The sequence below is a fragment of the Pseudomonas sp. LBUM1656 genome, assembly GCF_059716065.1.
Genome location: NZ_CP166800.1, coordinates 226,160 through 252,877 on the forward strand (window position 1 = coordinate 226,160; position 26,718 = coordinate 252,877).

General features: G+C 59.5%; 24 protein-coding genes. 11 read left to right on the top strand and 13 right to left on the bottom strand.

Annotated features, from left to right (window positions below; genetic code table 11):
- Positions 1-79 precede the first annotated feature (79 nt).
- From ACA072_RS01005 to ACA072_RS01040, 8 genes are all read left to right on the top strand, one after another.
- Positions 80-1,153 carry a fatty acid desaturase gene (locus ACA072_RS01005; protein WP_497622537.1) on the top strand — a complete coding sequence of 358 codons (1,074 nt, stop codon included), beginning with the start codon at positions 80-82 and terminating at the stop codon, positions 1,151-1,153.
- 458 nt (positions 1,154-1,611) lie between these two features.
- A complete protein-coding gene (locus tag ACA072_RS01010) occupies positions 1,612-2,193 on the top strand; it encodes an alpha/beta hydrolase (RefSeq protein ID WP_497622538.1) in 582 nt (193 codons plus the stop codon).
- Positions 2,194-2,249: 56 nt separating this feature from the next.
- Positions 2,250-3,182 (top strand): sigma 54-interacting transcriptional regulator, encoded by a 933-nt coding sequence (locus ACA072_RS01015; protein ID WP_497622540.1) that lies wholly within the window; start codon positions 2,250-2,252, stop codon positions 3,180-3,182.
- Positions 3,183-3,353: 171 nt separating this feature from the next.
- Positions 3,354-4,136 (top strand): MetQ/NlpA family ABC transporter substrate-binding protein, encoded by a 783-nt coding sequence (locus ACA072_RS01020; RefSeq protein WP_027617236.1) that lies wholly within the window; start codon positions 3,354-3,356, stop codon positions 4,134-4,136.
- A 574-nt stretch (positions 4,137-4,710) separates the two neighbouring features.
- Positions 4,711-5,376, top strand: a complete 666-nt coding sequence (locus tag ACA072_RS01025; protein WP_497622542.1) for an amino acid ABC transporter permease — start codon at positions 4,711-4,713, stop codon at positions 5,374-5,376.
- Entirely contained in the window at positions 5,357-6,016 is a 660-nt protein-coding gene (locus ACA072_RS01030) for an amino acid ABC transporter permease (protein ID WP_497622544.1), read from the top strand. Before ACA072_RS01025 ends, ACA072_RS01030 begins: the two co-directional genes overlap by 20 nt.
- Positions 6,013-6,795, top strand: a complete 783-nt coding sequence (locus ACA072_RS01035) for an amino acid ABC transporter ATP-binding protein (protein ID WP_497622545.1) — start codon at positions 6,013-6,015, stop codon at positions 6,793-6,795. The genes ACA072_RS01030 and ACA072_RS01035 overlap by 4 nt, the downstream gene beginning before the upstream one ends.
- Entirely contained in the window at positions 6,792-7,655 is an 864-nt protein-coding gene (locus ACA072_RS01040) for a transporter substrate-binding domain-containing protein (RefSeq protein ID WP_497622546.1), read from the top strand. Before ACA072_RS01035 ends, ACA072_RS01040 begins: the two co-directional genes overlap by 4 nt.
- 134 nt (positions 7,656-7,789) lie before the next feature.
- Here ACA072_RS01040 and ACA072_RS01045 read toward each other — a convergent pair whose 3' ends face one another.
- Positions 7,790-8,950, bottom strand: coding sequence for an AAA family ATPase (locus ACA072_RS01045; RefSeq protein WP_497622547.1), 1,161 nt, complete (start codon positions 8,948-8,950; stop codon positions 7,790-7,792).
- 215 nt (positions 8,951-9,165) lie between these two features.
- Here ACA072_RS01045 and ACA072_RS01050 point away from each other — a divergent pair, with 215 nt between their 5' ends.
- From ACA072_RS01050 to ACA072_RS01060, 3 genes are read left to right on the top strand one after another with little or no spacing between them, the layout of a single operon-like run.
- On the top strand, positions 9,166-10,269 hold the full coding sequence (locus tag ACA072_RS01050; RefSeq protein ID WP_497622548.1) for an efflux RND transporter periplasmic adaptor subunit: 1,104 nt from the start codon (positions 9,166-9,168) through the stop codon (positions 10,267-10,269).
- Positions 10,266-11,333 carry an efflux RND transporter periplasmic adaptor subunit gene (locus ACA072_RS01055; protein WP_497622550.1) on the top strand — a complete coding sequence of 356 codons (1,068 nt, stop codon included), beginning with the start codon at positions 10,266-10,268 and terminating at the stop codon, positions 11,331-11,333. Before ACA072_RS01050 ends, ACA072_RS01055 begins: the two co-directional genes overlap by 4 nt.
- A complete protein-coding gene (locus ACA072_RS01060; RefSeq protein ID WP_497622552.1) occupies positions 11,330-14,383 on the top strand; it encodes an efflux RND transporter permease subunit in 3,054 nt (1,017 codons plus the stop codon). The genes ACA072_RS01055 and ACA072_RS01060 overlap by 4 nt, the downstream gene beginning before the upstream one ends.
- Positions 14,384-14,504: 121 nt before the next feature.
- Here the strand turns inward: ACA072_RS01060 and ACA072_RS01065 are convergent, their stop codons facing one another.
- From ACA072_RS01065 to tcyJ, 12 genes are all read right to left on the bottom strand, one after another.
- Complete coding sequence (locus tag ACA072_RS01065) at positions 14,505-15,131, bottom strand: class I SAM-dependent methyltransferase (protein ID WP_497622554.1); 627 nt, start codon at positions 15,129-15,131, stop codon at positions 14,505-14,507.
- Between the two features lie 196 nt (positions 15,132-15,327).
- Positions 15,328-15,684 (bottom strand): DUF6124 family protein, encoded by a 357-nt coding sequence (locus ACA072_RS01070; protein ID WP_497622556.1) that lies wholly within the window; start codon positions 15,682-15,684, stop codon positions 15,328-15,330.
- A gap of 557 nt (positions 15,685-16,241) precedes the next feature.
- Complete coding sequence (locus ACA072_RS01075; RefSeq protein WP_497622557.1) at positions 16,242-16,886, bottom strand: methionine ABC transporter permease; 645 nt, start codon at positions 16,884-16,886, stop codon at positions 16,242-16,244.
- Positions 16,876-17,997 (bottom strand): methionine ABC transporter ATP-binding protein, encoded by a 1,122-nt coding sequence (locus ACA072_RS01080; protein ID WP_497622558.1) that lies wholly within the window; start codon positions 17,995-17,997, stop codon positions 16,876-16,878. Before ACA072_RS01080 ends, ACA072_RS01075 begins: the two co-directional genes overlap by 11 nt.
- Before the next feature lie 2 nt (positions 17,998-17,999).
- Positions 18,000-18,809 carry a MetQ/NlpA family ABC transporter substrate-binding protein gene (locus tag ACA072_RS01085; RefSeq protein ID WP_497622560.1) on the bottom strand — a complete coding sequence of 270 codons (810 nt, stop codon included), beginning with the start codon at positions 18,807-18,809 and terminating at the stop codon, positions 18,000-18,002.
- Between the two features lie 147 nt (positions 18,810-18,956).
- Positions 18,957-20,315 carry an LLM class flavin-dependent oxidoreductase gene (locus ACA072_RS01090; protein WP_497622562.1) on the bottom strand — a complete coding sequence of 453 codons (1,359 nt, stop codon included), beginning with the start codon at positions 20,313-20,315 and terminating at the stop codon, positions 18,957-18,959.
- Positions 20,315-21,508, bottom strand: coding sequence for an SfnB family sulfur acquisition oxidoreductase (locus tag ACA072_RS01095; RefSeq protein WP_497622564.1), 1,194 nt, complete (start codon positions 21,506-21,508; stop codon positions 20,315-20,317). The genes ACA072_RS01090 and ACA072_RS01095 overlap by 1 nt, the downstream gene beginning before the upstream one ends.
- 38 nt (positions 21,509-21,546) lie before the next feature.
- On the bottom strand, positions 21,547-22,788 hold the full coding sequence (locus ACA072_RS01100; protein WP_497622566.1) for an SfnB family sulfur acquisition oxidoreductase: 1,242 nt from the start codon (positions 22,786-22,788) through the stop codon (positions 21,547-21,549).
- A gap of 390 nt (positions 22,789-23,178) precedes the next feature.
- Entirely contained in the window at positions 23,179-23,943 is a 765-nt protein-coding gene (locus ACA072_RS01105) for a hypothetical protein (RefSeq protein WP_497622567.1), read from the bottom strand.
- A 478-nt stretch (positions 23,944-24,421) separates the two neighbouring features.
- A complete protein-coding gene (gene tcyN, locus ACA072_RS01110) occupies positions 24,422-25,177 on the bottom strand; it encodes an L-cystine ABC transporter ATP-binding protein TcyN (protein ID WP_497622569.1) in 756 nt (251 codons plus the stop codon).
- Positions 25,178-25,181: 4 nt separating this feature from the next.
- Positions 25,182-25,847: a cystine ABC transporter permease gene (tcyL, locus tag ACA072_RS01115; protein WP_084318303.1), complete on the bottom strand. Its 666-nt coding sequence runs from the start codon at positions 25,845-25,847 to the stop codon at positions 25,182-25,184.
- Complete coding sequence (tcyJ, locus tag ACA072_RS01120) at positions 25,847-26,647, bottom strand: cystine ABC transporter substrate-binding protein (protein ID WP_219093208.1); 801 nt, start codon at positions 26,645-26,647, stop codon at positions 25,847-25,849. Before tcyJ ends, tcyL begins: the two co-directional genes overlap by 1 nt.
- Between the last annotated feature and the right edge of the window lie 71 nt (positions 26,648-26,718).

A 26,718-nucleotide genomic window follows, 5' to 3' on the forward strand; every position in this document is an offset into this window, starting at 1 on the left:
ACAGGTTGGCGTTCACGGCTACAGCGTTGGGAGGGTTCACAAGGCAGGATGCGAACATCAATAACCAGAGGATGGAAGCATGGACGGTACTTCTGCAAGTCCCCAGCGACTGAATGCAGTCCAACGATCAGCCCATATTCGCGAAGTGGTGCTGGCCAGAGGGGTCGAACTGCGCAAACGCTACCCGATTCTTAACCATCAAGACGCGATGGGCGCGGGCATTCTGGCCTTCGCCCTGGCCGGAATGATCGGTTCGGCGGCGCTCTACCTGACCGGGCACATGACCTGGTGGGTGTGCTTGTTGCTCAACGCGTTCTTCGCTTCATTGACCCACGAGCTTGAACACGACCTGATCCATAGCATGTACTTCCGCAAACAACGCGTGCCGCACAACCTGATGATGGGCCTGGTGTGGCTGGCGCGGCCGAGCACGATCAACCCGTGGATTCGCCGGCATTTGCACCTCAATCACCACAAGGTGTCCGGTACGGAAGCCGACATGGAAGAACGCGCGATCACCAATGGCGAACCTTGGGGTTTTGCGCGGCTGTTGATGGTCGGCGATAACGTGATGTCGGCGTTCATCCGCATACTGCGGGCGAAAACCTGGGCGCATAAATTCAGCATCATCAAACGCGCGCTGAAGGTCTACGCGCCGTTGGCGCTGGTGCATTGGGGGGCGTGGTATGTGTTCCTCGGTTTTCATGCGGCGAATGGTGTCGCCTATCTGCTGGGTGCACCGATCGAATGGTCGTCGACGACATTGTCAGTGATGCAGGTGATCGACATCGCGGCGGTGGTGATCATCGGCCCGAACGTGTTGCGTACGTTTTGCCTGCACTTTGTCAGCTCCAACATGCACTACTACGGTGATGTGGAGCCGGGGAATGTGATTCAGCAAACCCAGGTGCTGAACCCTTGGTGGATGTGGCCAATGCAGGCGTTCTGCTTCAACTTCGGCAGCAGCCACGGGATTCATCACTTTGTGGTGAAGGAACCGTTTTACATCCGCCAGCTGACCGTGCCGGTGGCGCATAAGGTAATGCGCGAGATGGGCGTGCGGTTTAATGATTTCGGGACGTTTGGGCGGGCGAACCGGTTTGTACGCAAGGACGCGAAAGAGGCGCAGGTGGTTCGTGCCGCTCAGGCTTGATCGATGCACTCGGAAACTCAAACGCGGTCATCAATTTGACCCAAAGAGACGTTACGTTGTGAAGCAAGGAGTGATTGGTATATGCAATTTCGGCCTAATAAAGTAATTAAATATTCCTTTATTGGATAACCGTTTCAGCCAATCATCACATTCCAGCGATGTTGATCAGCGCTAACAGATTTTGAGTTTCCGGGGCCGTCTCCTTGGCAGGGTGCGGTCCCTTTTTTTATTCTGCGGGAGGAACACAAATCCCCTGTGGGAGCGGGCTTGCTCGCGAATGCGGAGTATCAGTCGATAAAAATGCTGAAAGTGATGGCCTCTTCGCGAGCAAGCCCGCTCCTAATGACTGCGTTTAATATTCGATATGGATCTTAATAAATAGCTTCTTATTCCTTAACGAATATAACTGCCGTCCCTATACTCGATCAGGAACAGACACGCAGCAGGAGAGTTCCCCCATGCGCAACGAATCAATTCGCTACCTGATTGTGCCGGGCTGGCAAGGATCGCCGGAAGATCATTGGCAAAGCCACTGGCAGAACAGCCTGCCGAACAGCGCTCGGGTGGAGCAGGCCGATTGGCTGACGCCCCGTCGTGAAGACTGGGTCGCGGCGCTGGCTGAGGCGATTGCCGCCGACAGCACGCCGGTGATCTTGATTGCGCACAGTCTGGGTTGCATTACCGTTGCGCATTGGGCCGCCACTGCACCACTGCATTTTTTGCGTCAGGTTCGCGGTGCCTTGCTGGTCGCGCCTGCGGACGTCGAGCGCCCCGCGTGCTCGCCGGCGCTGCGTAACTTCGCACCGATCCCAACCAACCTGCTGCCCTTCCCAAGTCAGGTGGTCAGCTCCGACAACGACAGCGCCGTGAGTGCGCCGCGAGCCCTTGAACTGGCCCGCAACTGGGGCGCGGAGGCGGGGATTTTGTCGGGTGCCGGGCATATCAACGTGAAGTCCGGACACCAGCGCTGGGAGCAGGGTTTTGCCTATCTCTATCGCCTGCAAAACCGAATGGAACATCACGCCCTGCGACGTGCGTAAACCTTTTTCTTGTTAAACGCCCCCCGTCTCCCGGCGGTTTTGGGCGGGAGCCTGCCATGAGTTTTGAAGCCTTCGGTCAGCCACTGCTGACCTTCCCCGACGCCGAAAAAAGCCCCCTGAGCATTCGCGCCAAGGCGCTGGTGTTTGTCGACCCACGCTCCCGGCAGTTGCGTCAGGAGCTGGAGCAACTGGCGCCGCGCTCGATCTCGGTGTTGATCCGGGGCGAGACCGGTAGCGGCAAGGAATTGCTCGCGCGACACATCCATCGTGCGAGTGATCGCGGCGGGTTGTTCGTCTCGGTCAATTGCGGGGCCATCAGCCCGACCTACGCCGACGCTGAGCTGTTCGGTTATGCCGCCGGCAGTTACAGCGGTGCGGCCAGCAGCCGGGCGGGCTGGTTCGGTTCGGCCAACGGTGGAACGCTCTACCTGGATGAGATTGGCGACTTGCCGCTGCCGATACAGATCAAATTGCTCGCCGCGCTGGAAAACCACGAAGTCACCCGCGTTGGCGCTCATCAACCGAGCCCGGTGGACGTGCGCCTGGTGGCGGCCACCAGCATCGACCTGGCGCAAGCGGTGGCGGCCGGGAAATTCCATGAACGGCTTTATCACTATCTCAGCGAAGGCCAGCTCGAACTGCCGGCGTTGCGTGAGCGGGTCGGCGATATCCTGTCGCTGTCCGAATATTTCCTCGGTATCTACAGCCAGCGTCTCGACCTGCCGGTGCCGCTGATCAGCGAGGCTGCGCAGCTTGTGCTGGAGCGGCACAGTTGGCCGGGCAACACCCGGGAGCTGGAAAACGTCATTCACTTCGCGCTGCTGGTCAGCACCGGTGACGAGATTTTGCCGGAGCATTTGAATCTGCCTGAAGTGCCTGTGTCGTGGGTGCAGATCGAGCAGCAGATCGCGCAAGTGAGCAAAAATGGTACGGCGGACGAGCGTTCTGCGCTAAAGAATCTGCTCGAAAGCTTGAGCCGAACGCTGTAACCCTCCGGTTAGAGCTGTATGAACAAAATGGAATATGAAAGTGAATAAAAGATATTGTTCGGGAATAAAAAATCCCGGTATTGTCCGCTTCACGCCAGCGATAGCACTTCACTGGCACACGTACTAATAGCCGTCGTCGATGACGACCGTGATTTTCGATAAGGACACTGCATGAAAAAGGTTCTGTTGTTCACCGCACTGGCGGCTGCCCTGACTGCGGGCCTGGCCCAGGCTGGCGAGAAACTGGTGGTGGCGGCGACCCCCGTTCCACACGCCGAGATTCTTGAACTGATCAAGCCAACCCTCGCCAAAGAAGGCGTGGACCTGGAAATCAAAGTGTTCACCGACTACGTTCAGCCCAACGTACAGGTTGACCAGAAGCGTCTGGACGCCAACTACTTCCAGACCCTGCCGTACCTGAAAAGCTTCAACGAAGGCAAAGGCACTAACCTGGTGACCGTGATCGGCGTGCACGTTGAACCGTTCGGCGGCTACTCGAAGAAAGTCAAATCCCTGGCTGAGCTGAAGGACGGCGCGACCATTGCCATCCCGAACGAAGGCAGCAACAGCGGCCGTGCCCTGATCCTGTTGCAGAAGGCTGGCCTGATCGAGTTGAAAGACCCGAAAAACGCCTTGGCGACCCCGAAAGACATCGCCAAAAACCCGCACAACTTCAAGTTCAAGGAGCTTGAGTCCGCGATGTTGCCGCGTGTGCTGGATCAGGTCGACCTGGACATGATCAACACCAACTACGCGCTGGAAGCAGGCCTGAACCCGGCTAAAGACGCGCTGGTCATCGAAGGTGCCGATTCGCCTTACGTGAACTTCCTGGTGGCCCGTCCGGACAACAAGGACAGCGTTGCCATCCAGAAACTGGCCAAAGCCTTGACCAGCCCGGAAGTGAAAGAATTCATCGCCAAGAAGTACAGCGGCGCGGTACTGCCGGCGTTCTGATTCGCGATGTAAACCCCTACTAGGTTTCGAACGCCGACGGCTTATTTAGCGTCGGCGTTTTTTTGCGTGCGCCTATTTCATGTGGGAGCGGGCTTGCTCGCGAAGAGGGAGTGCCAGTCGAGATTAATGTAGCTGACACGCCGCATTCGCGAGCAAGCCCGCTCCCACAGGTGAGTTGATCAGCTCAAGAACAGGTCAGGCCACCCTGGCGTCCAGCGCCCGGCGCAACGCCACCAACAATTTCACGATTTCCTGCGGGTCCAACCGCTGTGGCACTTTCACGTCAGCCATTTTTCTCTTCCTTGTGATGGTTCGGCCGGGGGAGTCTGGCCAAAAGCTGTGCGTCCTTGGAGGGTCTTTTTGAAAAAAAGATCCCTCCTACAGCTGCAAGGAAAATAGTCGTCTTCCTTCGCCGCGGCAAATCCGCAGGATAGTTTTTTGCGTGATATCAATATGCTTTAACGGTATTTAAATTCTTCTTTTTATACCTTTAAAGTCGATTCTTGCCGGGCAGTTATCCACTGCCCATGGACTGCGCCACCGTCGCTTACCCCTGCGGCGTCCAGGATGTTCAATGAACTTCGATTACGCTTTTATCCTCGGCACCCTCCCGGCGTTTCTCAAAGCCGTGGGCGTGACGCTGCAGGTTGGCTTTATTGCCATCGGCACATCGCTGCTGGTGGCCCTGATCAACGCAACGATTCTGGTGTTTCGCACGCCCTACCTGCAGCGGCTGGTCGGACTCTATGTCGAGTTGGCGCGCAACACGCCGCTGCTCATCCAGCTGTTCTTCGTGTATTTCGCCTTGCCGGCGCTGGGCATCAAGGTCTCGGGGTTTGCTGCGGCGATCATCACCATGACTTTTCTTGGCGGCGCTTACCTGACCGAAGTACTGCGTGCCGGCGTAGACGCTGTGCCACAGGCTCAACTCGAATCCGGCCGCTCCATCGGCTTGTCCCACGGGCAATTGTTGCGCTATGTGATCCTGCCGCAAGCCGGGATTCTCAGCCTGCCGTCGCTGTTCGCCAATTTCATCTTCCTGCTCAAGGAAACCACCGTGGTCTCGGCGGTGGCGGTACCGGAGATTCTCTACACCACCAAAAGCTACATCGCGCTCTACTACAAAACCTACGAAATGCTCGCCGTGCTGACGCTGATTTGCGTGCTGTTGTTCTTGCCGCTGTCGCTGTTGCTCAGCCGCCTGGAAAGGAGGCTCCAGCATGGCCAGTTCGGGTCTTGATTTGCTCTGGGTGTCCTTGCCGCAACTGGGCAAGGGCGCGGCGCAAACCCTGTCGATCTCTTTTCTGAGCATCGCCATTAGCACCGTTGGCGGCGTGCTCTACGGCGTGTTGCGTACGTTGAATGTCACATGGCTGAACGCAATCCTGCGGGTCTACCTGGAATTGTTCCGGGCGATCCCGGTGCTGGTCTGGTTGTACTTGCTGTTCTTCGGCCTGCCGATTTTTTTCGGCCTGAGCATTCCGAGCTTCTGGTGCGCAGTGCTGGTGCTGTCGCTGTGGGGCGCCAGCGAGGTCGGCGAAGTGGTGCGTGGTGCGCTGCATTCGTTACCGCGCGGGCAGCGTGAAGCGGGGTTGTCGATTGGCTTGAATGGCCCGCAACTCTACGGCTACGTGCTGCTGCCCCAAGCGCTGAAACGCATGACGCCGCCGACCATCAACGTCTACACGCGAATCATCAAGACCAGCTCCCTCGCGGTGCTGATCGGCGTGGTGGACGTGATCAAGGTCGGCCAGCAAATCATCGAACGCACTTACGAATCCGTGCTGATCTACGGCGCGCTGTTCCTGTTTTTCTTTTTCATCTGCTACCCGCTATCAGCCGCCTCGCGCGTGCTGGAGCGGCGCTGGACGCAAGCATGAGCGCATTGATCGAGTTCAAGGGTTTCAACAAGTTTTTCGGCGAGCAACAGGTGCTGGACGGCATCGAATTGCAGGTTAAATCGGGCGAAGTGATCGTCATCCTCGGCCCCAGCGGCTGTGGAAAAAGCACCTTGCTGCGCTGCCTCAACGGCCTGGAAGTCGCGCACAGCGGCAGCTTGAAATTCAACGGGCGCGAGTTGCTGGACAAGGGCACCGACTGGCGCGAGGTGCGGCAGCAGATCGGCATGGTGTTCCAGAGTTATCACCTGTTCCCGCACATGAGCGTGCTCGACAACCTGCTGCTCGGCCCGGTCAAAGTGCAGAAACGTGAGCGCCGCGAAGCGCGCGATCAGGCCGAAGCCTTGTTGGCGCGCGTGGGCTTGCTGGACAAGCGCGACGCCTTCCCGCGTCAGCTCTCCGGTGGCCAGCAGCAACGCATCGCCATCGTCCGTTCGCTGTGCATGAACCCCAAAGTCATGCTCTTCGACGAAGTCACCGCCGCCCTCGACCCGGAAATGGTCAAGGAAGTGCTGGAAGTCATTCAGGGCCTGGCCCGTGAGGGCATGACCCTGCTGATCGTCACCCACGAAATGGCCTTTGCCCGCGCCGTGGCGGACCGAATTGTGTTCATGGATGCCGGGCGAATCCTTGAACAAAACCCTCCCGAGATTTTCTTTACGAACCCGCAAACCGCACGAGCGCAGCAGTTCCTGGAGAAGTTCTCCTACGTCGCCGCACTACTCAAAACGACTCAAACAAAGGAACTGGAACTGCTATGAAAACTGCCAAGACTTCACTGCTGATACTCCCGCTGCTCGGCCTTGCGTTGCTGGCCGGTTGCAACAAAACCGAAGAGCCCGCCAAGCCTGCGGCCACCGCCAGCTACCTGGAAAAAATCAAGGCACGGGACAAGCTGATCGTTGGCGTCTTCACCGACAAACCGCCGTTCGGTTTCGTCGATGAAGCCGGGCGTTATGTGGGTTTCGATACTGACATCGGCCGTCAATTCGCCAAAGACTTGTTGGGCGACGAGAACAAAGTCGAGTTCGTCGCGGTGGAGCCTGCCAGCCGGATTCCGTTCCTGCAAAGTGACAAGGTCGATCTGATCCTGGCCAACATGACCGTCACCCCGGAGCGCAAGGAAGCGGTGGAGTTCACCAACCCGAACCTCAAGGTCGCGGTGCAGGCACTGGTTCCTCAAGCCAGCACGGTGAAAAACCTCGATGACCTGGCGACGCGCACCACCATCGTGACCACCGGCACAACAGCCGACATCTGGCTGACCAAGAATCACCCGGACTGGAAACTGCTGAAGTTCGAGAAAAACTCCGAGTCTCTGCAAGCGCTGGCCAATGGGCGCGGCGATGCTTATGCACAGGACAATCTGGTGCTGTTCAGCTGGGCCAAGCAGAACCCTGGCTACCGCGTGCTGAGCCAGACGTTGGGCGCAGAAGCGCCGATTGCGCCAGCGGTGAAGAAGGGCAATATCGAACTGCGGGATTGGGTGAATGCTGAATTGGCGAAGCTGGGCGAGGAGAAGTATTTGCTGAAGCTGTATGACCAATACGTGCGTAAAGAACTCAGCGATGACACCAAGCCTGAGAGCGTGATTGTCGAGGGTGGGAAGTGGCAGGGGTGATTCTTCAACCTTTGCGGTGATCTTTCGGCCCTCATCGCGAGCAGGCTCGCTCCCACATTAGACCGTGTCCGTCGGGACAACTCGGTCAACTGTGGGAGCGAGCCTGCTCGCGATAGCGGTGGTTCAAGCGCCGCTTAATCCGGCCAATGCCACGCCGGCTCATCCAGCAACCGCTGCCCGACAATTCCGGTCTGGCCGAGGTTCTTCTCCAGCACAATGCAATTGCATTCCGGATCTTCCTGCAACGCCGAAATCAACCGCCGCGCATGGGACACCACCCACACCTGACACTGCTCCGACGCCCGGATAATCAACCGTGCCAACGCTGGCAACAGGTCCGGGTGCAGACTGGTCTCCGGCTCGTTCAGCACCATCAACGTCGGCGGTCGAGGCGTCAGCAGCGCCGCCACCAGCAGCAAATACCGCAACGTCCCGTCCGACAGTTCGGCCGCTGACAACGGTCGCAGCAACCCTTCCTGAAAAAACTCAATCGCAAACCGCCCGCCCTGCAACGGCGCGATATTCAGTCGTGCACCGGGGAACGCGTCGCTGATCGCAGACTGCAATGCCTCGGGGTCGCCGATTTCACGAATCGTCTGCAACGCGGCGGCGAGGTCGCGACCATCGTGATGCAACACCGGCGTGCGGGTGCCCAGTTGCGGTTGGCGCACCGGTGCATCGGCATCGCTGCGAAAGTGATCGTAAAAGCGCCAGCGGCGGATGAACTCACGCAATTGCATGACTTCCGGCGAGGTACGGAAGCTGCCGACCTGATCGAACAGGCTGTCGAAGTTCGGTGTGTGCTGGGCCAGCACGTCCCAGTCGCGACCGACCCGGGCTCGGATCATCGGGCCGTTACGTTCGACCATGAGACTGGCCGGGCGATAAAACGGGCCGTTCCAGATGCATTCCTTTTTGATTTCCGGGTCCAGGGAAAACGCGGACAGGCTCGGCTCCGGCAAACCCAGCGCGATCGCATAGCTGAAATCCTCACCGGCAAACCCCAGGCGCAGGCGTTTGACGCCGTGGCGCACGGTCGCCTCGATCGGGACTTCACCATTACGCATCCGCCGGGTGATGGTTTCCGGCCCGGCCCAGAACGTCGAATCGAGGCCGCCCTCACGGGCCAAGGCGTTGACGACGCCGCCCTGAGCGGTTTCCGCCAGCAGCCGCAACGCGCGGTAGAGGTTGGATTTGCCGCTGCCGTTGGGGCCGGTGATCAGGTTCAACCGGCCCAGCGGAATCACCAATTTATTGATCGAGCGGTAATTGGCCACCGCGAGGGTTTTGAGCATTATTCTCTCTCTGATCGTTCCCACGCTCTGCGTGGGAATGCATCCCTTGACGCTCTGCGTCACAGTGGACGCGGAGCGTCCATGGCGGCGTTACCACGCAGAGCGTGGGAACGATCAAGAGGGAGTATAAAGATCGCAAGTGCAGACGTGGAACCCTGTTCTAAGCTCACAGTCGTATCGCCATTGGCACGTCCGTACAACGCAAAGGAGTCTGCATGGCTGGTCCCGGATTGAAAACAGTGGTTGGCCTGAGCCTCCTTGCGCTGCTGAGCGCTTGTGGTGATAAACCTCAGGTCGAGAAGGACCGTCCGCGGGTCTTCGTCCAGGAGGTCAAACCCGCGGATTACGCCGCGTCGGTGACACTCACCGGCGATGTTCAGGCCCGGGTCCAGACCGAATTGTCGTTCCGCGTGAGCGGCAAGATCATTCAACGCATGGTCGATGTCGGTGACCGGGTGTCGGCCAAGCAAGTGCTGGCCAAACTCGACCCCAAGGACTTGCAGACCAACGTCGACTCGGCCCAGGCCCAGGTTGTCGCCGAGCAGGCCCGGGTCAAACAGACCGCCGCTGCGTTCGTCCGTCAGCAAAAACTTTTGCCCAAGGGCTACACCAGCCAAAGCGAATACGATTCCGCCCAAGCCGCCTTGCGCAGCAGTCAAAGCGCATTGACTGCGGCCCAAGCGCAATTCGCCAACGCTCGCGAACAACTCAGCTACACCGCGCTGATAGCCGATGCGCCGGGTGTGATTACGGCGCGCCAGGCCGAGGTCGGCCAGGTGGTGCAGGCGACGGTGCCGATCTTCAGCCTGGCGCGCGACGGTGAGCGCGACGCGGTGTTCAACGTCTACGAATCGCTGCTGGCCGAGGCCCCGGAAGATAAAACCATCGTGGTCAGCCTGCTCGACAACCCGGCGATCAAAACCACCGGCACCGTGCGGGAAATCACCCCGGCCGTGTCCGCGCAGACCGGCACCGTGCAAGTCAAAGTCACCCTCGACGGTCTGCCCGAAGGCATGCAATTGGGCTCGGTGGTGAGCGCCACGGCCAAGACACCGGGCAAATCCGCTGTGGAGTTGCCGTGGTCGGCGCTGACCAAAAACCTCAGTGATCCGGCGGTATGGCTGGTGGATGGCGAGGGCAAGGCGCAGCTGCACACCGTCACGGTCGGTCGCTACCTGACCGGCAAAGTGATCATCAGCGCCGGTCTGCAAGGTGGTGAGAAAGTCGTCATCGCCGGCGGTCAGTTGCTGCACCCCGGCGTGAAAGTCGACATCGCCGAAAACACCTACAAGGATCTCGCAGTGGAAGCCCAGCCATGAAGCGTCTGTTACTGGTGTGCACTGCGGTGATGCTGGCGGCCTGCTCGGAAAAAGAAGCACCACCGGAGCCGGTGCGCCCGGTGCTATCGGTCAAGGTCCTGGCCTTGAACGAGGAAAATCTCGGCCGCTTCGCCGGCAGCATCCAGGCCCGCTATGAAAGCAATACCGGGTTCCGCGTGCCGGGGCGCATCGCCAGCCGCAATGTCGATGTCGGTGCCGAAGTGGAAAAGGGCGCGCTGCTCGCCACGCTGGACCCCACCGATCAGCAGAACCAGTTGCGTTCCGCCCAGGGCAATCTGGCCAGCGTTCAGGCGCAACTGATCAACGCCCAGGCCAACGCTCGGCGCCAAAAGGAATTGTTCGATCGCGGCGTCGGCGCCCAGGCGCAACTCGACATCGCGCAGACCGACCTCAAAACCACCCAGGCCTCCCTCGATCAAGCGAAAGCGGCGGTCGATCAGGCCAAGGATCAGCTCAATTACGTTGAGCTGCGCTCCGACCACAAAGCCATCGTCACCGCGTGGAATGCCGAAGCCGGGCAAGTCGTCACCGCGGGCCAGCAAGTGGTGACCCTGGCGCAGCCGGACATCAAGGAAGCCGTGATCGACCTGCCGGACACCCTGGTCGACCAGCTGCCGACCGACGTCGTGTTCCAGGTTGCGGTGCAACTCGACCCGAGCATCACGACCACCGCCATCGTTCGCGAAATCGAACCCCAGGCCCAGAGTGCGACCCGTACCCGCCGAGCCCGCCTGACCCTGACAGATACGCCAGCCGGTTTCCGCCTGGGTACTGCGATCAGCGTGACCCTCAGCTCCGCGATCAAACCGCGCATCGAACTGCCCTTGAGCGCGCTTCAGGAGGTCGATGGCAAAACCCGCATCTGGGTCATCGATACTCAGACCCAGACCGTTGCCCCACGAGACGTCAGCCTGGTCAGCCGCACGGATTCAACGATGATCCTGGCCAGTGGCGTGAAGTCCGGTGAACGGGTGGTCAGCGCCGGTGTGAACAGCCTGAAACCCGGGCAAAAAGTGAAAATCGACGAGGACAGCCCACAATGAAAGGGAGTTTCAACTTATCCGAATGGGCCCTCAAGCATCAGTCGTTTGTCTGGTATTTGATGTTCGTCGCGCTGCTGATGGGCGTGTTCTCGTACATGAACCTGGGCCGCGAGGAAGACCCGTCGTTCACCATCAAGACCATGGTCATCCAGACCCGCTGGCCGGGCGCGACCCAGGAAGAAACCCTCAAGCAGGTCACTGACCGCATCGAGAAAAAGCTCGAGGAACTCGACTCCCTCGACTACGTGAAAAGCTACACCCGGCCCGGCGAATCAACGGTGTTCGTCAACCTGCGCGACACCACCAGCGCCAAGGACATTCCGGAAATCTGGTACCAGGTGCGCAAGAAGATCAACGACATCCGCGGCGATTTCCCTCAAGGCATTCAGGGGCCGGGGTTCAACGACGAATTCGGTGATGTGTTCGGTTCGGTCTATGCCTTTACCGCCGACGGCTTGTCGATGCGCCAGTTGCGCGATTACGTGGAACAGGTCCGCGCCGAAATTCGCGAAGTGCCGGGGCTGGGCAAGGTCGAGATGGTCGGAGAGCAGGACGAAGTCCTCTACCTGAATTTCTCCACCCGCAAACTGGCGGCGCTGGGCATCGATCAGCGCCAGGTTGTGCAGAGCCTGCAAACCCAGAACTCAGTGACCCCGGCCGGTGTGATCGAGGCAGGTCCCGAGCGCATTTCGGTGCGCACCTCGGGGCAGTTCGCTTCCGAGAAAGACCTGGCCAACGTCAACCTGCGGCTCAATGATCGCTTCTACCGCTTGGCCGACATCGCCGAGATCAGCCGTGGCTACGTTGACCCGGCGACACCGGAGTTCCGCTACAACGGCCATCCGGGCATCGGCCTCGCCATCGCCATGAAGAAGGGCGGCAACATCCAGGAGTTCGGCAAGGCGTTGCACCAGCGCATGACCGACCTGACCGCCGACTTGCCAGTGGGTGTCGGTGTGCACACGGTTTCCGACCAGGCTGAAGTGGTGGAAAAAGCCGTCGGCGGTTTCACCAGTGCCTTGTTCGAAGCGGTGGTGATCGTGCTGATCGTCAGCTTCGTCAGCCTCGGTGTGCGCGCCGGGTTGGTGGTGGCGTGCTCGATCCCGCTGGTGCTGGCGATGGTCTTCATCTTCATGGAATACAGCGGCATCACCATGCAGCGGATTTCCCTCGGCGCGCTGATCATCGCCCTCGGCCTGCTGGTGGACGATGCAATGATCACAGTCGAGATGATGGTCACGCGCCTGGAAATGGGCGAGACCAAGGAGCAGGCGGCGACGTTTGCCTACACCTCGACCGCCTTCCCGATGCTCACCGGTACGTTGGTGACGGTGGCCGGTTTCGTGCCCATCGGCTTGAACGCCAGCTCGGCGGGTGAGTACACCTTCACTCTGTTTGCGGTGATCGCCGTCGCGATGCTGGTGTCGTGGGTTGTCGCCGTATTGTTCGCCCCGGTGATCGGCGTGCACATCCTCAGCGCCAACGTGAAGCCTCATTCCGCCGAGCCGGGTCGTATCGGTCGTGCGTTCAATTACGGCATGCTCTGGTCGATGCGCAATCGCTGGTGGGCCATCGGCATCACGATTGCGCTGTTCGTCGCGTCGGTTTTTTCCATGCAGTTCGTGCAGAACCAGTTCTTCCCGTCTTCGGACCGCCCGGAAATCCTCGTCGACCTCAACCTGCCGCAAAACGCCTCGATCGCCGAAACCCGCAAGGCGGTGGACAAGCTCGAAGCGACGCTCAAGGACGACCCGGACATCGTGCGCTGGAGCACTTACATCGGCGAGGGTGCGATCCGTTTCTACCTGCCCCTCGACCAGCAATTGCAGAACCCGTACTACGCGCAATTGGTGATCGTCAGCAAAGGGCTGGAGTCGCGTAACGCCCTCAGCCAGCGCTTGCGCGAGCGGCTGCGTAAAGATTTCGTCGGCATCGGCAGCTACGTTCAGGCGCTGGAAATGGGCCCGCCGGTGGGTCGTCCGATTCAGTACCGGGTCAGCGGCAAGGACATCGATCAGGTGCGCAAACACGCCATCGCGCTGGCCACCGAGCTGGATAAAAACTCGCACATCGGCGAGATTATTTACGACTGGAACGAACCGGGCAAAGTCCTGCGCATCGACATCGCCCAGGACAAGGCGCGGCAATTGGGGCTGTCGTCGGAAGACGTGGCCAACCTGATGAACAGCATCGTGGTCGGCTCGCCGGTCACTCAGGTCGATGACGATATCTACCTGATCAACGTCGTGGGGCGCGCGGTGGACGCGGAACGCGGCACGCCGGAAACCCTGCAGAACTTGCAGATCGTCACCCCGGTCGGCACGTCGATTCCGCTGCTAGCCTTCGCCACGGTGCGCTATGAGCTTGAGCAACCGCTGGTCTGGCGTCGCGACCGCAAGCCGACCATCACCATCAAGGCGGCGGTGCGCGACGAGATTCAGCCGACCGACCTGGTGAAACAGCTCAAGCCCGACATCGATAAATTCGCCGCCAGTTTGCCGGTGGGTTACTCGGTTGCCACGGGCGGTACGGTGGAGGAAAGCGGCAAGGCCCAAGGGCCGATTGCCAAGGTGGTGCCGTTGATGCTGTTCCTCATGGCGACCTTCCTGATGATTCAGCTGCACAGCGTGCAGAAGCTGTTCCTGGTGGCCAGCGTCGCGCCGCTCGGCTTGATTGGCGTGGTGCTGGCGCTGATCCCGACGGGCACGCCGATGGGCTTTGTGGCGATCCTGGGAATTCTGGCGCTGATCGGCATCATCATCCGTAACTCGGTGATTCTGGTGACCCAGATCGATGCCCTGGAGAAAGAGGGCCTTGCACCGTGGGATGCCGTGGCGCAGGCCACAGAGCATCGGCGTCGGCCGATTCTGCTGACCGCTGCGGCGGCGAGCCTGGGGATGATCCCGATTGCCCGGGAAGTGTTCTGGGGGCCGATGGCGTACGCCATGATTGGCGGGATCATCATTGCGACATTGCTGACGTTGCTGTTTTTGCCGGCACTTTACGTTGCCTGGTACAAAATCCGCGAGCCGAAGAAAGACGCCGCTTAATGATCGTTCCCACGCTCTGCGTGGGAATGCAGCCAGTGACGCTCCGCGTCATAGCCGCAGGGACGCGGAGCGTCCCGAGAGGCATTCCCACGCAGAGCGTGGGAACGATCAACTGAAGGCTTTACACCTTACGCCAAACACTCGCCAACCAAGGCTGCTGCTCCCGCGGCAGCCCTGCCGGCCGGTAGTAATGCTCCAACTCCACAAACCCCGCCTCCGTCAGCAATTGCTGCCAAGCCGCAAGATCGTGATACGCCCCATACCGCGGCCCATTCCACCCTTCCTGATTTTCACCACGAGGATTGGAACTGAACAACACGCCACCCGGCTTCAACGCCTCGCGCAATTCTTTCAACACCCGAGGCAATTCCTGACGCGGGATATGAAACAGCACGGCGTTGGCGAAAATCCCGTCGAAGCGTTCACCCGGCAGATCCAGTTTCAGAAAATCCTGTTGCAAGACTTCACAACCACTGTCCTCACGCGCCATCTGCGCAAACTTCTCTGACCCATCGAGCCCGACAGCCGTGTGGCCCATGCGCGTGAACGTCTGCAAATCACGCCCCGGCCCACAGCCGAAATCGAGAATGTCGAACGGCGCCTCGCCCTGAATATGCCGCAGCAGGGCATCGATGTTCTGGCTGACATCGTGATCGCGAGTCCCCTCGCGAAAACCTTCGGCCACCGAGTTGTAATGGCCCAGAGTGGTGGCGGTGATCTGCTCGAGGTCGGTGGGGGTTTGTTTCATGGTCGGCTGCGCAGGCAATGGGGATTTGCCGAATATACGCCATCAGACTTGGGGCTGCTTCGCAGCCATTCGCGAGCAAGCCCGCTCCCACCCTTAATCGCGTAGAACACAAGTTTTGTATTCACCGAAGATCAAATGTGGGAGCGGGCTTGCTCGCGAAAGCGGTATCACTGACGACTGAAGGCTCAGGCCAGACTCAACCCTGCTTCATCCCCAGGCAATCAATGGAACGATCAACCATGGCTTTGGCAATCTCCAGCAGATGCCAGACAGAGAACACCATGGCCCGGTCCGCACCTTTGAGGTGGTCACCACACTGATACGCGGTGACCGAGGCGCAGCGCAGCAGGTCTGCGACATAGAGTTGGGTGTCTTCAAAGCTCACGTCTTCACTGACGTTGTAGAACCGCAGCTCATCGGGTGCTGAAGGCTGTTCTCCGGTGAGGTAGAAATCGATTGCACGATAAAGGGCGGAACGATCTCTTGGCGGATCGTCGGAGGGTTTGTCTTGGGTGGATGTTTCGGGAGGTGGATCGGGGACGGATCTTTTCATTGGTAAAACTCCGGTGATTAGTTGGAGCCAACCGATCTCGCGACTAAACGAATTAGGGGTGGCGGCTGCACGCAGGTTAGTCGACCGGACACCGGGAACCGGCGCACCCGAAGGTGCCCTACGCACAGCCACCATAGATTTCAGGCAAAGGAAATACCTGAGAATGGGTGGCGCTATGCGTCCGGTCCGGGCGACTAAACCCGATCACTGATGAGCAGTGACGGACGGAGACTAGCCACGAGAATCCACCGGCGCAAGCGGGCAGAATGATCTAGGAAATGTCCTGCAAATGAAAGGGAACAGGCCTGTAGGCACACTGATTTTCCTGTGGGAAATGTTCCTCTTTGGCGAGGGGGGGATTGTCCTGATGCCAGTCAGCTAAGCCGCAATGCGATCTTGTAGCAGCTGGCGGAGCCTGCGTTCGGCTGCGAAGCAGTCGTGAAATCAGAGTCCGCGGTGTTTCAGGAAGACTATGCACGCAGGATTTACGACGGCTTCGCAGCCGAACGCAGGCTTCGCCAGCTGCTACAAGGTGTTTGTCGCGGCGGCCATCTCGGTTAGCGCTTGTTGAGTCCGCGAGCCAACCGATCCCCACCGAGTTGAATCACCGCCACCAACACCACCAGCAACACAATAACCGTCAACATGATCTGGCTATCAAACCGCTGATACCCGTATCGATAGGCGATATCGCCCAACCCGCCCGCACCAATCGCCCCGGCCATGGCCGATGAGTTGATCATGGTCACCAGTGTGATGGTGAAACCGCCGACAATCCCCGGCAGCGCCTCAGGCAACAGCACGTGCCAGACGATGTGCCAGCGCCGGCAACCCATCGCCTGCGCGGCTTCGATCAAGCCGTGATCCACCTCGCGCAAGCTGACTTCCGCAATGCGCGCAAAAAACGGCGTGGCCGCGATCGTCAGCGGCACCACGGCGGCCCAGACTCCGTACGTGGTACCGACGATCAACCGGGTAAACGGGATCAGCGCCACCATCAGAATCAGAAACGGAATCGAGCGGAACAGGTTCACGAAGCCGCCCAGTGCGCGGTTCAGCGCCGGTGCTTCGTAGATGCCGCCCTTGGCGCTGGTGACCAGAATCACCGCCAGCGGAATGCCCGCCAGCAACGCAATCAGCGACGACACGCCGACCATCAAAAACGTGTCGATGAAGCCTTGCAGCAACCGATCAAACCACATAACCCACTACCTCCGCCTGTTGCGCCCAGTGGCCGGCACGCTGACGCAATTCTTCAGCGCCGACCGACGATCCGCTCACCGCCAGCAGCAATTGCCCCAGCGCGTGGCCCTGAATCCGTTCCACGCCACCTTGCAGCAACCGCACGCGGCCACCGAGGGCGCAGAACAGTGCCGCCAGATCCGGTTCATCCGTGGCGCTGCCGGTGAATTGCAAACGCAACACCACCGCCGCGTCCGAAGACTGAGGTTGCGGGCGCAAGCGGCTTTGCAGTTCTTCCGGCAACGCGTGTTGCAGCGGCGCGAGCAAGGTCTTGCTGACCTCATGTTGCGGGTTGCCGAACACTTCCCACACCGGCCCTTGCTCGACGATGTGCCCGTGTTCCAGCACCACGACCCGATCACAGATATCGCGAATCACCGCCATCTCGTGGGTGATCAGCACAATGGTCAAACCCAGGCGCTGATTGATCTCGCGCAGCAGGCCGAGAATCGATTGCGTGGTCTCCGGGTCCAGCGCCGACGTGGCTTCGTCGCACAGCAGGATTTCCGGGTCGTGCACCAAGGCACGGGCGATGCCGACGCGTTGTTTCTGCCCGCCGGACAGCTGCGCCGGATAGGCCTTGTGCTTGCCTTGCAGGCCCACCAGTTCCAGCAGTTCGCGGACCTTCTGCTCGCGTTTTTCCTTGGGCACGCCGGCGACTTTCAAGGGCAACTCGACGTTCTGCCAAACGGTCTTTGCCGACATCAGGTTGAAGTGCTGGAAGATCATGCCGATCCGTCGGCGCAGCGCCACCAGACGGTCTTCATCGAACTCGCCGATGTCCACTTGATCGATCAACACCCGGCCAGTACTCGGTTGTTCGAGACGGTTGATGGTGCGGATCAGCGACGACTTGCCGGCACCGCTGCGACCGATGATGCCGAACACCTCGCCGCGCTGGATCACCAGGTCGATGCCGTGCAACGCCGCCACCGGGCCTTGCTGGCCGGTGTAGGTTTTGCCCAGGCCAATGAAGCGCACGTGGGCACGGTTAAGGGCTGGATGCAGTTCAGTGTGTATCGCGTTGTGGGGCTCTGGAATTTCCAGTCGCAGTTGGGTGGCGGCCGTCATCCTCAGCTTTCCCAGCCAGCTTGATAGAGCTTGCCGTGGGCTTTATCCAAGGCTGCACGAACAGCCGGCGAATGCTGATAAATATCGACGAACTTGATCAGGCGCGGGTCGGTTTTGCTTTTCGGCTGGATTACGAACTGGATCACGTATTCCTTGTGATCGAGGCCGTCGAACAGCAGGGCCGAACCGGCATCGAAGGTCTTCGACAGACGAATGTAGGCCGGATAGCCCTGGACCAAATCGGCGTCGTCATAAGCGCGAACCAGTTGCACGGCCTCAACCTGGAGGATTTTGATTTTCTTCGGGTTGGCGATGATGTCTTCTTCGGTGGCCTTGTAGCCGACACCCGGTTTGAGGGTGATCAAACCGGCCTTGGCCAAAAGTTGCAGGCCACGACCGCTGTTGATCGGGTCGTTGGCGATGGCGACGCTGGCGCCTTGCGGCAACTCGTCGAAGCTTTTGTATTTTTTCGAGTAGAGGCCAACGTTGTTGATGATCCCCGGTGCGAACGGCACCAAGTCAAAACCGGCGGCGGCTTTGGCGTTTTCCAGGAACGGAACGTGCTGGAAGTAATTCACGTCGATGTCGCCGGCCGCGAGGCTGACGTTGGGGGCGATCCAGTCGCTGAACTCCACCAGGTCGACTTGCAGGCCTTGTTTTTTCGCTTCCTCGACGGCGGCTTCCAGCGGGATGGCGAAGGCGGCAGTGGTGCCGACTTTCAGCGGCGCGTCGGCGGCGAAGGAGATGGAGCTGAAGAGGCCGAGGGCCAGGGCCAGTGCTTTGACTGGGTGGGAGAGGTAGGTCTTTTTCATGATGAGTTTTCCAGTCAAGTTAAGGCCGATCGTTCCCACGCTCCGCGTGGGAATGCCTCCCGGGACGCTCCGCGTCCCTACGGCTGTGACGCAGAGCGTCACTGGCTGCATTCCCACGCAGAGCGTGGGAACGATCAGTTACAGGGATTAGCGTCGGTAGTGAGATCCGGTATGTTGCTCAGGCAAATGCGCTTCGCCGTGGAACAGCTTTTCCCGCAGGCTGCCGTCGTCATAAGCCGTCTTGTACGACCCACGCCGCTGCAACTCCGGAATCACCAGTTCTATGAAATCCACATAGCTTTCCGGTGTGACAATCCGTGTCAGGTTGAAGCCATCCAGCCCGGTTTCGGCGATCCACGATTCCAGTTCATCCGCCACTTGCTCAGGTGAACCGACCACCGTGATGTAGCGTCCGCCGAGGGCGTGTTGCTCGAGCAATTTGCGTCGGGTCCAGTCGTTGTTTTGCAGATTTTTGGTCGCCGACTGGATCGCGTTGCTTTTCACGTACTGGATCGGTTCGTCGATCTCGTATTCGGAAAAATCGATCCCGGTCGATGCCGAAAAATGCGCAACTCCAGCCTCGGCACTTGCATAGCTCAAGTACTCGGCATGCTTGGCCCAAGCGAGCTCTTCGGTGGCGCCGACAATCACGTTCAAGCCCATGAACACCTTGATGTCCTCGGGATGACGCCCGGCTTCAACAGCGCTGGCGCGGACCTTGTCCACCTGAACCCTGGTTGACGGTTTGTTCTGCCCGCTGATGAATACGCACTCGGCGTGACGCCCGGCGAACAGCAAACCGCGATCGGAGCTGCCAGCCTGGAACAGCACCGGCGTGCGCTGCGGCGACGGCTCGCAGAGGTGATAACCCTCGACCTGATAGAACTCGCCCTTGTGCTCGACCTTGTGCACTTTCTCAGGTAAGGCGTAGATCCGTTGCTGCGGGTCATTGAGCACCGCGCCGTTTTCCCAACTGCCTTCCCAGAGTTTGTAGAGCACTTCCAGGTATTCATCTGCCTGGTCGTAACGGCGGTCGTGTTCGACTTGTTCGCTCAGGCCCATGGCTTTGGCGGCGCTGTCGAGGTAGCCGGTGACGATGTTCCAGCCGACCCGGCCGCGACTCAGGTGATCGAGCGTCGACATGCGTCGGGCGAACAGATACGGCGGCTCGTACGTCAGGTTGGCGGTGAGGCCGAAGCCGAGGTTTTTCGTCACCGCCGCCATGGCCGAAACCAGCAGCAGCGGGTCGTTGACCGGTAGCTGGATCGACTCTTTCAACGGCACGTCGACGGAGTTTTGGTAAACGTCATAAACCCCGACGATGTCAGCGATGAACAAACCGTCGAACAACCCGCGCTCCAGCAACTGCGCCAGTCCGGTCCAGTATTCGAGGGTTTTGTATTGGGTGGAGTTGTCCCGTGGATGCGTCCACAGGCCATGGTTGATGTGCCCGATGCAGTTCATGTTGAACGCGTTGAGCAGGATCTTCTTTTTGGCCTCGGCCATCAGATGGTCCCTCGCAACGGAGGGTTTTCATCGTTGAGGTAGTAATTGCCGACGGCGTGATACTTCCAGCGCACCGGGTCGTGCAGCGTATGCACCCGTGCGTTGCGCCAGTGGCGATCGAGACCGTGTTCGATCAGCGTCGCCTGGCTGCCGGCCAGTTCAAACAGCGTGCTGCCGGCGGCGAGGGATATTTCGGTGCTGATGGCGCGGGCTTCGGCGACGGCAATCGAGGCGGCGGCGACGGTTTCGGCATTGGTGTCGGCCTGGGCCTTGTCGAGGAATTCGCCGGAGCGTTCCAACAGTGCTTCAGCCGCATGCAGACGAATGCTCAGGTGGCCGAAGCTCTTGAGGGTCAGCGGGTCGTCAGTGGCTTTTTCATCGGTGGCGTCGATCCACGGCCGGGTTTTGGTGCGCACGAAGTGCAGCGCATCTTCATAAGCGGCGCGGGCGATGCCGGTGTCGATGGCGGCGTGAAGAATCTGTGCCAGCGGGCCGACCGTGGTCGGGCGCTCGAAGGCACTTTGAAACGGGATCACGTCTTCGGCGGCGACGTAGACGTCTTCGAACACCACCGAGCCGCTGCCGGTGGTGCGCTGGCCGAAGCCGCTCCAGTCGTCGATGACGGTCAGGCCTTTGCTGTTGTGGGGGACGAACGCCAGTTGCTGCACGCTGTTTTCATCCACCACCGAAGTCGGAATGCGTTGCGCGTAAATCGCGCCGGTCGCGTAGAACTTGCGACCGTTGATGCGATAGCCATTGCCGTCGCGGGTCAGGCTGGTGACGCGGTCGTGGGCGGTTTTGGTGCCCAGTTCCGCCAAGGCATTGCCGAAGCGCTGGCCGGCGAGCACTTCGGTGTACAGGCGCTTTTTCTGCTCTTCGCTGCCGTTCACGCGCAGCACTTCGAGGGCGTAGAAATGGTTCTGTGGGATCTGTCCAAGCGAGCCGTCAGCCTGGGCAATCAAGGTGATCACCTTGGCCAGGGTGACGTTGGAAACACCCGCACCGCCGTACTCTTTGGGCACGCTGATGCCCCAAAGACCCGAGCGGGAAAACACTTCCAGCTCCGGGTGAGGCAAACGGCGTTCGCGGTCGCGCAGGGCGCTGTCACGCTTGAAATCTTCGGCCAGATCGGTCGCGACGATCAGGGCTTGCTCATCGCTCGTTATGACCGCGACGTGGTGAGAAAGAGTCATGTGTTTCTCCAGAGATCTGGTCAAAAGTGTTCTGGTCGTTAGATCCAGGAGTGGCGAGCGGGCAAGGTGCCGTTCAAGTGATAAGTCCCGACCGCGTGGTATTTCCAGCGCACCGGGTCGTGCAGCGTGTGCACCCGCGCGTTACGCCAGTGACGGTCGAGGTTGAACTCGGCGAGCGTCGCGCGGCTGCCGGCCAGTTCGAAGAGCTTTTCGCTGGCGAGCAGCGAGATTTCGGTGGTCAGCACTTTGGCTTCGGCCACGGCAATCGAGGCGCGGGCGGCGGACTCGGCGGAGAGCGGCGCGGCGTTGACCTGATCAAGCACTTGCCCGGCCTTGCGTAGCAACGCTTCGGCCGCGTGCAGTTCGATTTTCAGTTTGCCGACATCGGCGATGACGTAAAGGTCATCGCTGGCCCGTTCGACCTTCGCGTCGATCCACGGTCGAGCACGGGTTTTCACGAACTCGATAGCGTCATCGATGGCACCGCGGGCGATGCCGGCGTCGATGGCCGCTTGAATCAATTGCGACACGGCGCCCTGGATGTTCGGGCTGTCGTTGATTTTCCAGTTATCCACCACCAGCTCGGCGTCAACGCGCACGTTGTTGAGCAAAATGGTGCCGCTGGCGGTGGTGCGCTGACCGAAGCCCGACCAGTCATCAACGATGCGCAGGCCCGGCGTGCCTCGGCGGACGAAGGCCAGCACTTGCTTGCCGTCGTCGTTCAACGCCTTGACTGCCACCCAATGGGCGAACAGTGCACCGGTGGAGTAAAACTTCTGCCCGCTGATGACAAAACCGTCACCGTCAGCGGTGATCCGGGCTTTGAGTTCCAGGGTATTTTTGGTGCCGCGTTCCGGCCCGGCATTGCCGATGCGCCAGCCTTCGAGCACGCTTTTGAACAGCTGTTTTTTCTGCGATTCCGTGGCGCTGCCGAGCACCAGATTGAGGATGCCGAACTGGTTCTGCGGGATCTGTCCCAGTGCCGGGTCCGCTGCGGAAATGATCGCGAAGACCTCGGCGAGGGTGACGAATGAAACCTGCGGGCCGCCGTACTCGCGCGGGATGGCAATGCTGCCTAATCCGCTGCGGGTGAACTGTTCGATTTCCGACCATGGCAACTTGCGCTGCCGGTCACGTTTGGCTGCTTGCAGGCGGGCGACTTGCGCCAGCTCATGGGCGGCCTTGATGGCTTGTGCGTCGTTGCGCAAGACCTGCGCGGGCAACAACAACGGGGCGATGTCCAGATCACTCTGAACGATTGCATCTGCCAGACTGGACATCAGTGCCGCTCCTTGGCTGCACGCAATGCCCTGGCGATCTGCACTGGGGTGATTGTGTTCCGGACCATACCTACCTCACATCTCATGGAGTCGCCGCGATGGATGCGGCGAACGAAAATCAAGAATGTCCGGTGGTCCGGTGCATATACCCTAAGCGTGTATAAAAAATTAATAAACTAACTTTTGGGAATATGCATAGAAGGGCGTCTGTTCGTAGCGCAACACTTGTTTATGCAGCAACACTTGCTCTTGTAGCAGCTGGCGAAGCCTGCGTTCGGCTGCGAAGCAGTCGCCAAATCAGCTGCTGCGGTGTTTCAGGAAGACTGCGTGTTCTGGTTTAACGACTGCTTCGCAGCCGAACGCAGGCTTCGCCAGCTGCTACAAGGGATCTCAGCGTTTGCGGGTTTCGGCGGCCATGAGCAGCTCTTTGGGCCGGGCCTTCAGGTAGGGATTGGCGCAACCGATCTTCAACCTGCGCGGCGGTGCCCAGCCGGAGTTGTTGCCCACGCGGTCAAGGATGCAGTAGGTCACTTCCAGCCGAAGGTCTTCGCCGGCTTCGAGGATGATCGCCGGCGGCACCCAGACTTGAATCGGCTTATCCACCTCATCAGCCTTGAGCGGCGGCAAGTCCATGCGCACATCCCCCCAACGCAAGGTGATTTCATCGTCGACGGCCATGTTCAGGTAAGGCTCGATGGTCAACGGCACGCCGCGCTTGATCTGGTTCGGATTGACCCCCTGACGGCGAATGGTTTCGGGAATGCCCACCGGTGCCAGGTGCTCGTTCTCGTGACCGCACAGGGTGAGCGGCTGGCCGCCCGGGCAATCGAGCTTGATCTGCACCCGAGTGGCGAGCGACAGCGCCGGCCCTTGTCCGACCTGCATGACGCGGTAGTGAATGCTTGAGGAGCCGTTGGCGATGAAGCTTTGCGGCACGCGCAAGCTGACGATTTCGCCAACCTCATCGACCGTGAGTACGCGGGAGGCGACGTAGCAGTTGTCCCAGAACAGTTCGATCAGGTCGCCTTCGTCCATGCCGGGGTAGGGCGCCACGTCGATCAGCAGATGGGCCGCCGACGTGACATTGATGCCGGTCTTGTGGGATTGCGCCAGGGTAGGGGCCGCAAGTCCGGATGTATTCGAGATGCTTGTCATGGGTTTCTCCTTGAAGCCTTGCAGCGAAGTCCGTTTCTGAAAGAACAAAAGGCGTGAATTACCGAGCAACAAAGTTGTTCACTATTTGCAAGTTTAAATAATGAATTGGAACGATGGCTGACGCCTGCTGGAGACTAGATAAGAGTGCGCTTGAATAGGTGTCAATAGAATTGGTTAGTTAAGTAAGGTATTCAGTGTTATTCAGAAAAATCCTACGCTTTAAAGTTAAGAAGCTGCACCGCTCCGTCGAATTTTTCCGCGCATTCATCGATTTTCAGGTGTGGATGGCGGCGATCGCGTGCTTGGCCTGAGTGCGGGATTTGGCAGATTTTAGACGGGTTAAATCTGTTGCAGGACATATATATGTACCGCATGTGGGTATAGGGCTTGATCTATTGTTCAAATCAGAAGGCGAGGATTTTGTGGCGGGGATAGTTGTCACTTCCATCCGTGGAAGTTAACAAGTAATGATGCGGTATTAGGGGTTGGTGTTATTCAGAAACTTGCTGAGAAACTGCTTGGTTCGCTCTTCTTTCGGATTGGCAAACAGCGCCTTGGCTTCGCCTTGCTCGACGATCACACCTTTGTCGAAAAACACCACACGGTTGGCCACGTCCCGGGCAAAGCCCATTTCGTGGGTGACGATGACCATGGTGCGCTTCTCTTCAGCCAGGCTGCGGATGGTCGCCAGCACTTCACCCACCAGCTCCGGATCGAGCGCCGAGGTGGGTTCATCGAACAGGATCACTTCCGGTTCCATCGCCAGTGCACGGGCAATCGCCACACGCTGTTGCTGACCACCGGAAAGACGTCGCGGGTAAGCGTCTTCCTTGCCCGCCAGGCCGACCCTGGCCATGAGCTTTTTACCCAGGGCAACGGCGTCGGCGTGCGGGATCTTCTTCACGATGATCGGGCCTTCGATGACGTTTTCCAGAGCGGTGCGATGGGGGAACAGATTGAAGTTCTGGAACACGAAGCCGACGTGCTGGCGCAAGCGCCGTACCAGGCTCTGCTGCTGGTTCAACGGGCGGCTGCCATCGATCTCGATGTCGCCGACCTTGATCCGGCCGCTGGTGGGTTCTTCCAGAAAATTCAGGCAACGCAGGAACGTGGTTTTACCCGAGCCGCTAGGCCCGATGATCGCCACCACCTCGCCTTCCTTCACCTCCAGATCGATGCCGTTGAGCACGACTTGACCCTTGAACTGCTTTGTCAGTTTTTCCACGACAATCATTGGGTCAGGACTCCTGGTCGTGCCGATTGACCCGCTCTTCCAACTTGTTCTGCAGGTGCGAGAGCACCGTGGCCAGAATCCAGTAGATCAGCGCGGCGGCAAGGTACATGGTGAACACTTCGAAGGTGCGTGCCGTGATCAGCTGCGCCTGGCGGAACAGCTCCGGCACCTGGATGGTGGCGGCCAGCGCAGTGTCCTTGACCAGCGAAATGAAGCTGTTGCCCAGCGGCGGCAATGCGGTGCGCATCGCTTGCGGGATGATGGCCCGGCGCAGGGTCTGCGCACGGGTCATGCCGATGCTGGCGGCAGCTTCCCACTGACCGCGCTCGATGGAGCTGATCGCGGAACGCAGGATTTCACAGGCGTAAGCGGCCATGTTCAGCGAGAAGCCGATCAGGGCCGCCGGCAGCGGATCGAGTTCCATGCCCAATTGCGGCAAGCCGTAATAGATCACGAACAGTTGCACCAGCAACGGCGTACCGCGAAAGAACGACACGTAGATGCGGGCGATCCAGCTCACCAGCTTGAAGCGCGACAGGCGCATCAGTGCCAGGCCGAAGCCCAGCATGAGGCCGAAGAACATCCCGCCCAGGCTCAAGATGACCGTGAAGTAAGCCCCCTTGAGCAGGAAGGGCAGGGAGTCCAGTGCGAGTTGGAAAGCTTCTTCCATTATTGAGTGACGTCAGCGCTGAAGTATTTTTCCGAAAGCTTTTTCAGCGTACCGTCGGCACGCAGCTTGTCGATGGCTTTGTTCACCGCAGCCAGCAACTCAGGCTCGCCTTTGCGCAGGGCAATACCGGCTTCCTGACGGGAGAACGCTTCGCCGGCGGCGGTAGTGTCCTTGGCCTTTTTAGCGTATTCGAGCGCGGCGAGGCGATCGATCAGAATGGCGTCGATGCGGCCGACACGCAGATCCTGGAACTTGGTCGGATCATCGTCATAGGTCTTGATAATGGCTTTAGGCTGATTGTCCTTGAGCCATTGTTCATAGTTGGTGCCCAGGCCTACGCCGACTTTCTTGCCGGCCAGATCGGCGGCGGTCTTGATGTTCAGCTCCGCAGCCTTCTTGGTCAGTACCAGCGCCTGAATCCCGGAAACGGTGTACGGCTCGGAGAAGTCATACTTCTTCTTGCGCTCTTCGGAGATGGTCACCTGGTTGATCACCGCGTCCAGACGTTTGGATTCCAGCGCCGCGAGGATGCCGTCCCATTTGGTCGGTTGCAGTTTGACCTTCACGCCCAACTCTTTGGCCAGGGCTTCGGAGAACTCGACTTCGAAACCGGCCAGTTTGCCGTCGGCGTCGACGAAGCTGAACGGTGGGTAAGTGCCTTCCAGACCGACGTTGATCACGCCTGCGTCTTTGATTTTTTGCAGCTGCTCACCGGCAACCGCTTGCCCCAGCAGACCGGCGCTCAGCGCCAGGCCCAGCGAACCGACCAGCAGATTTCGACGTAGTGCGGAAAAATTCATGACAAGCCCCTGTGTTTTCTTATGAAGACGCTTTTAGGAATGTTGGCAAAATCGGGATTTGGACGACTGCG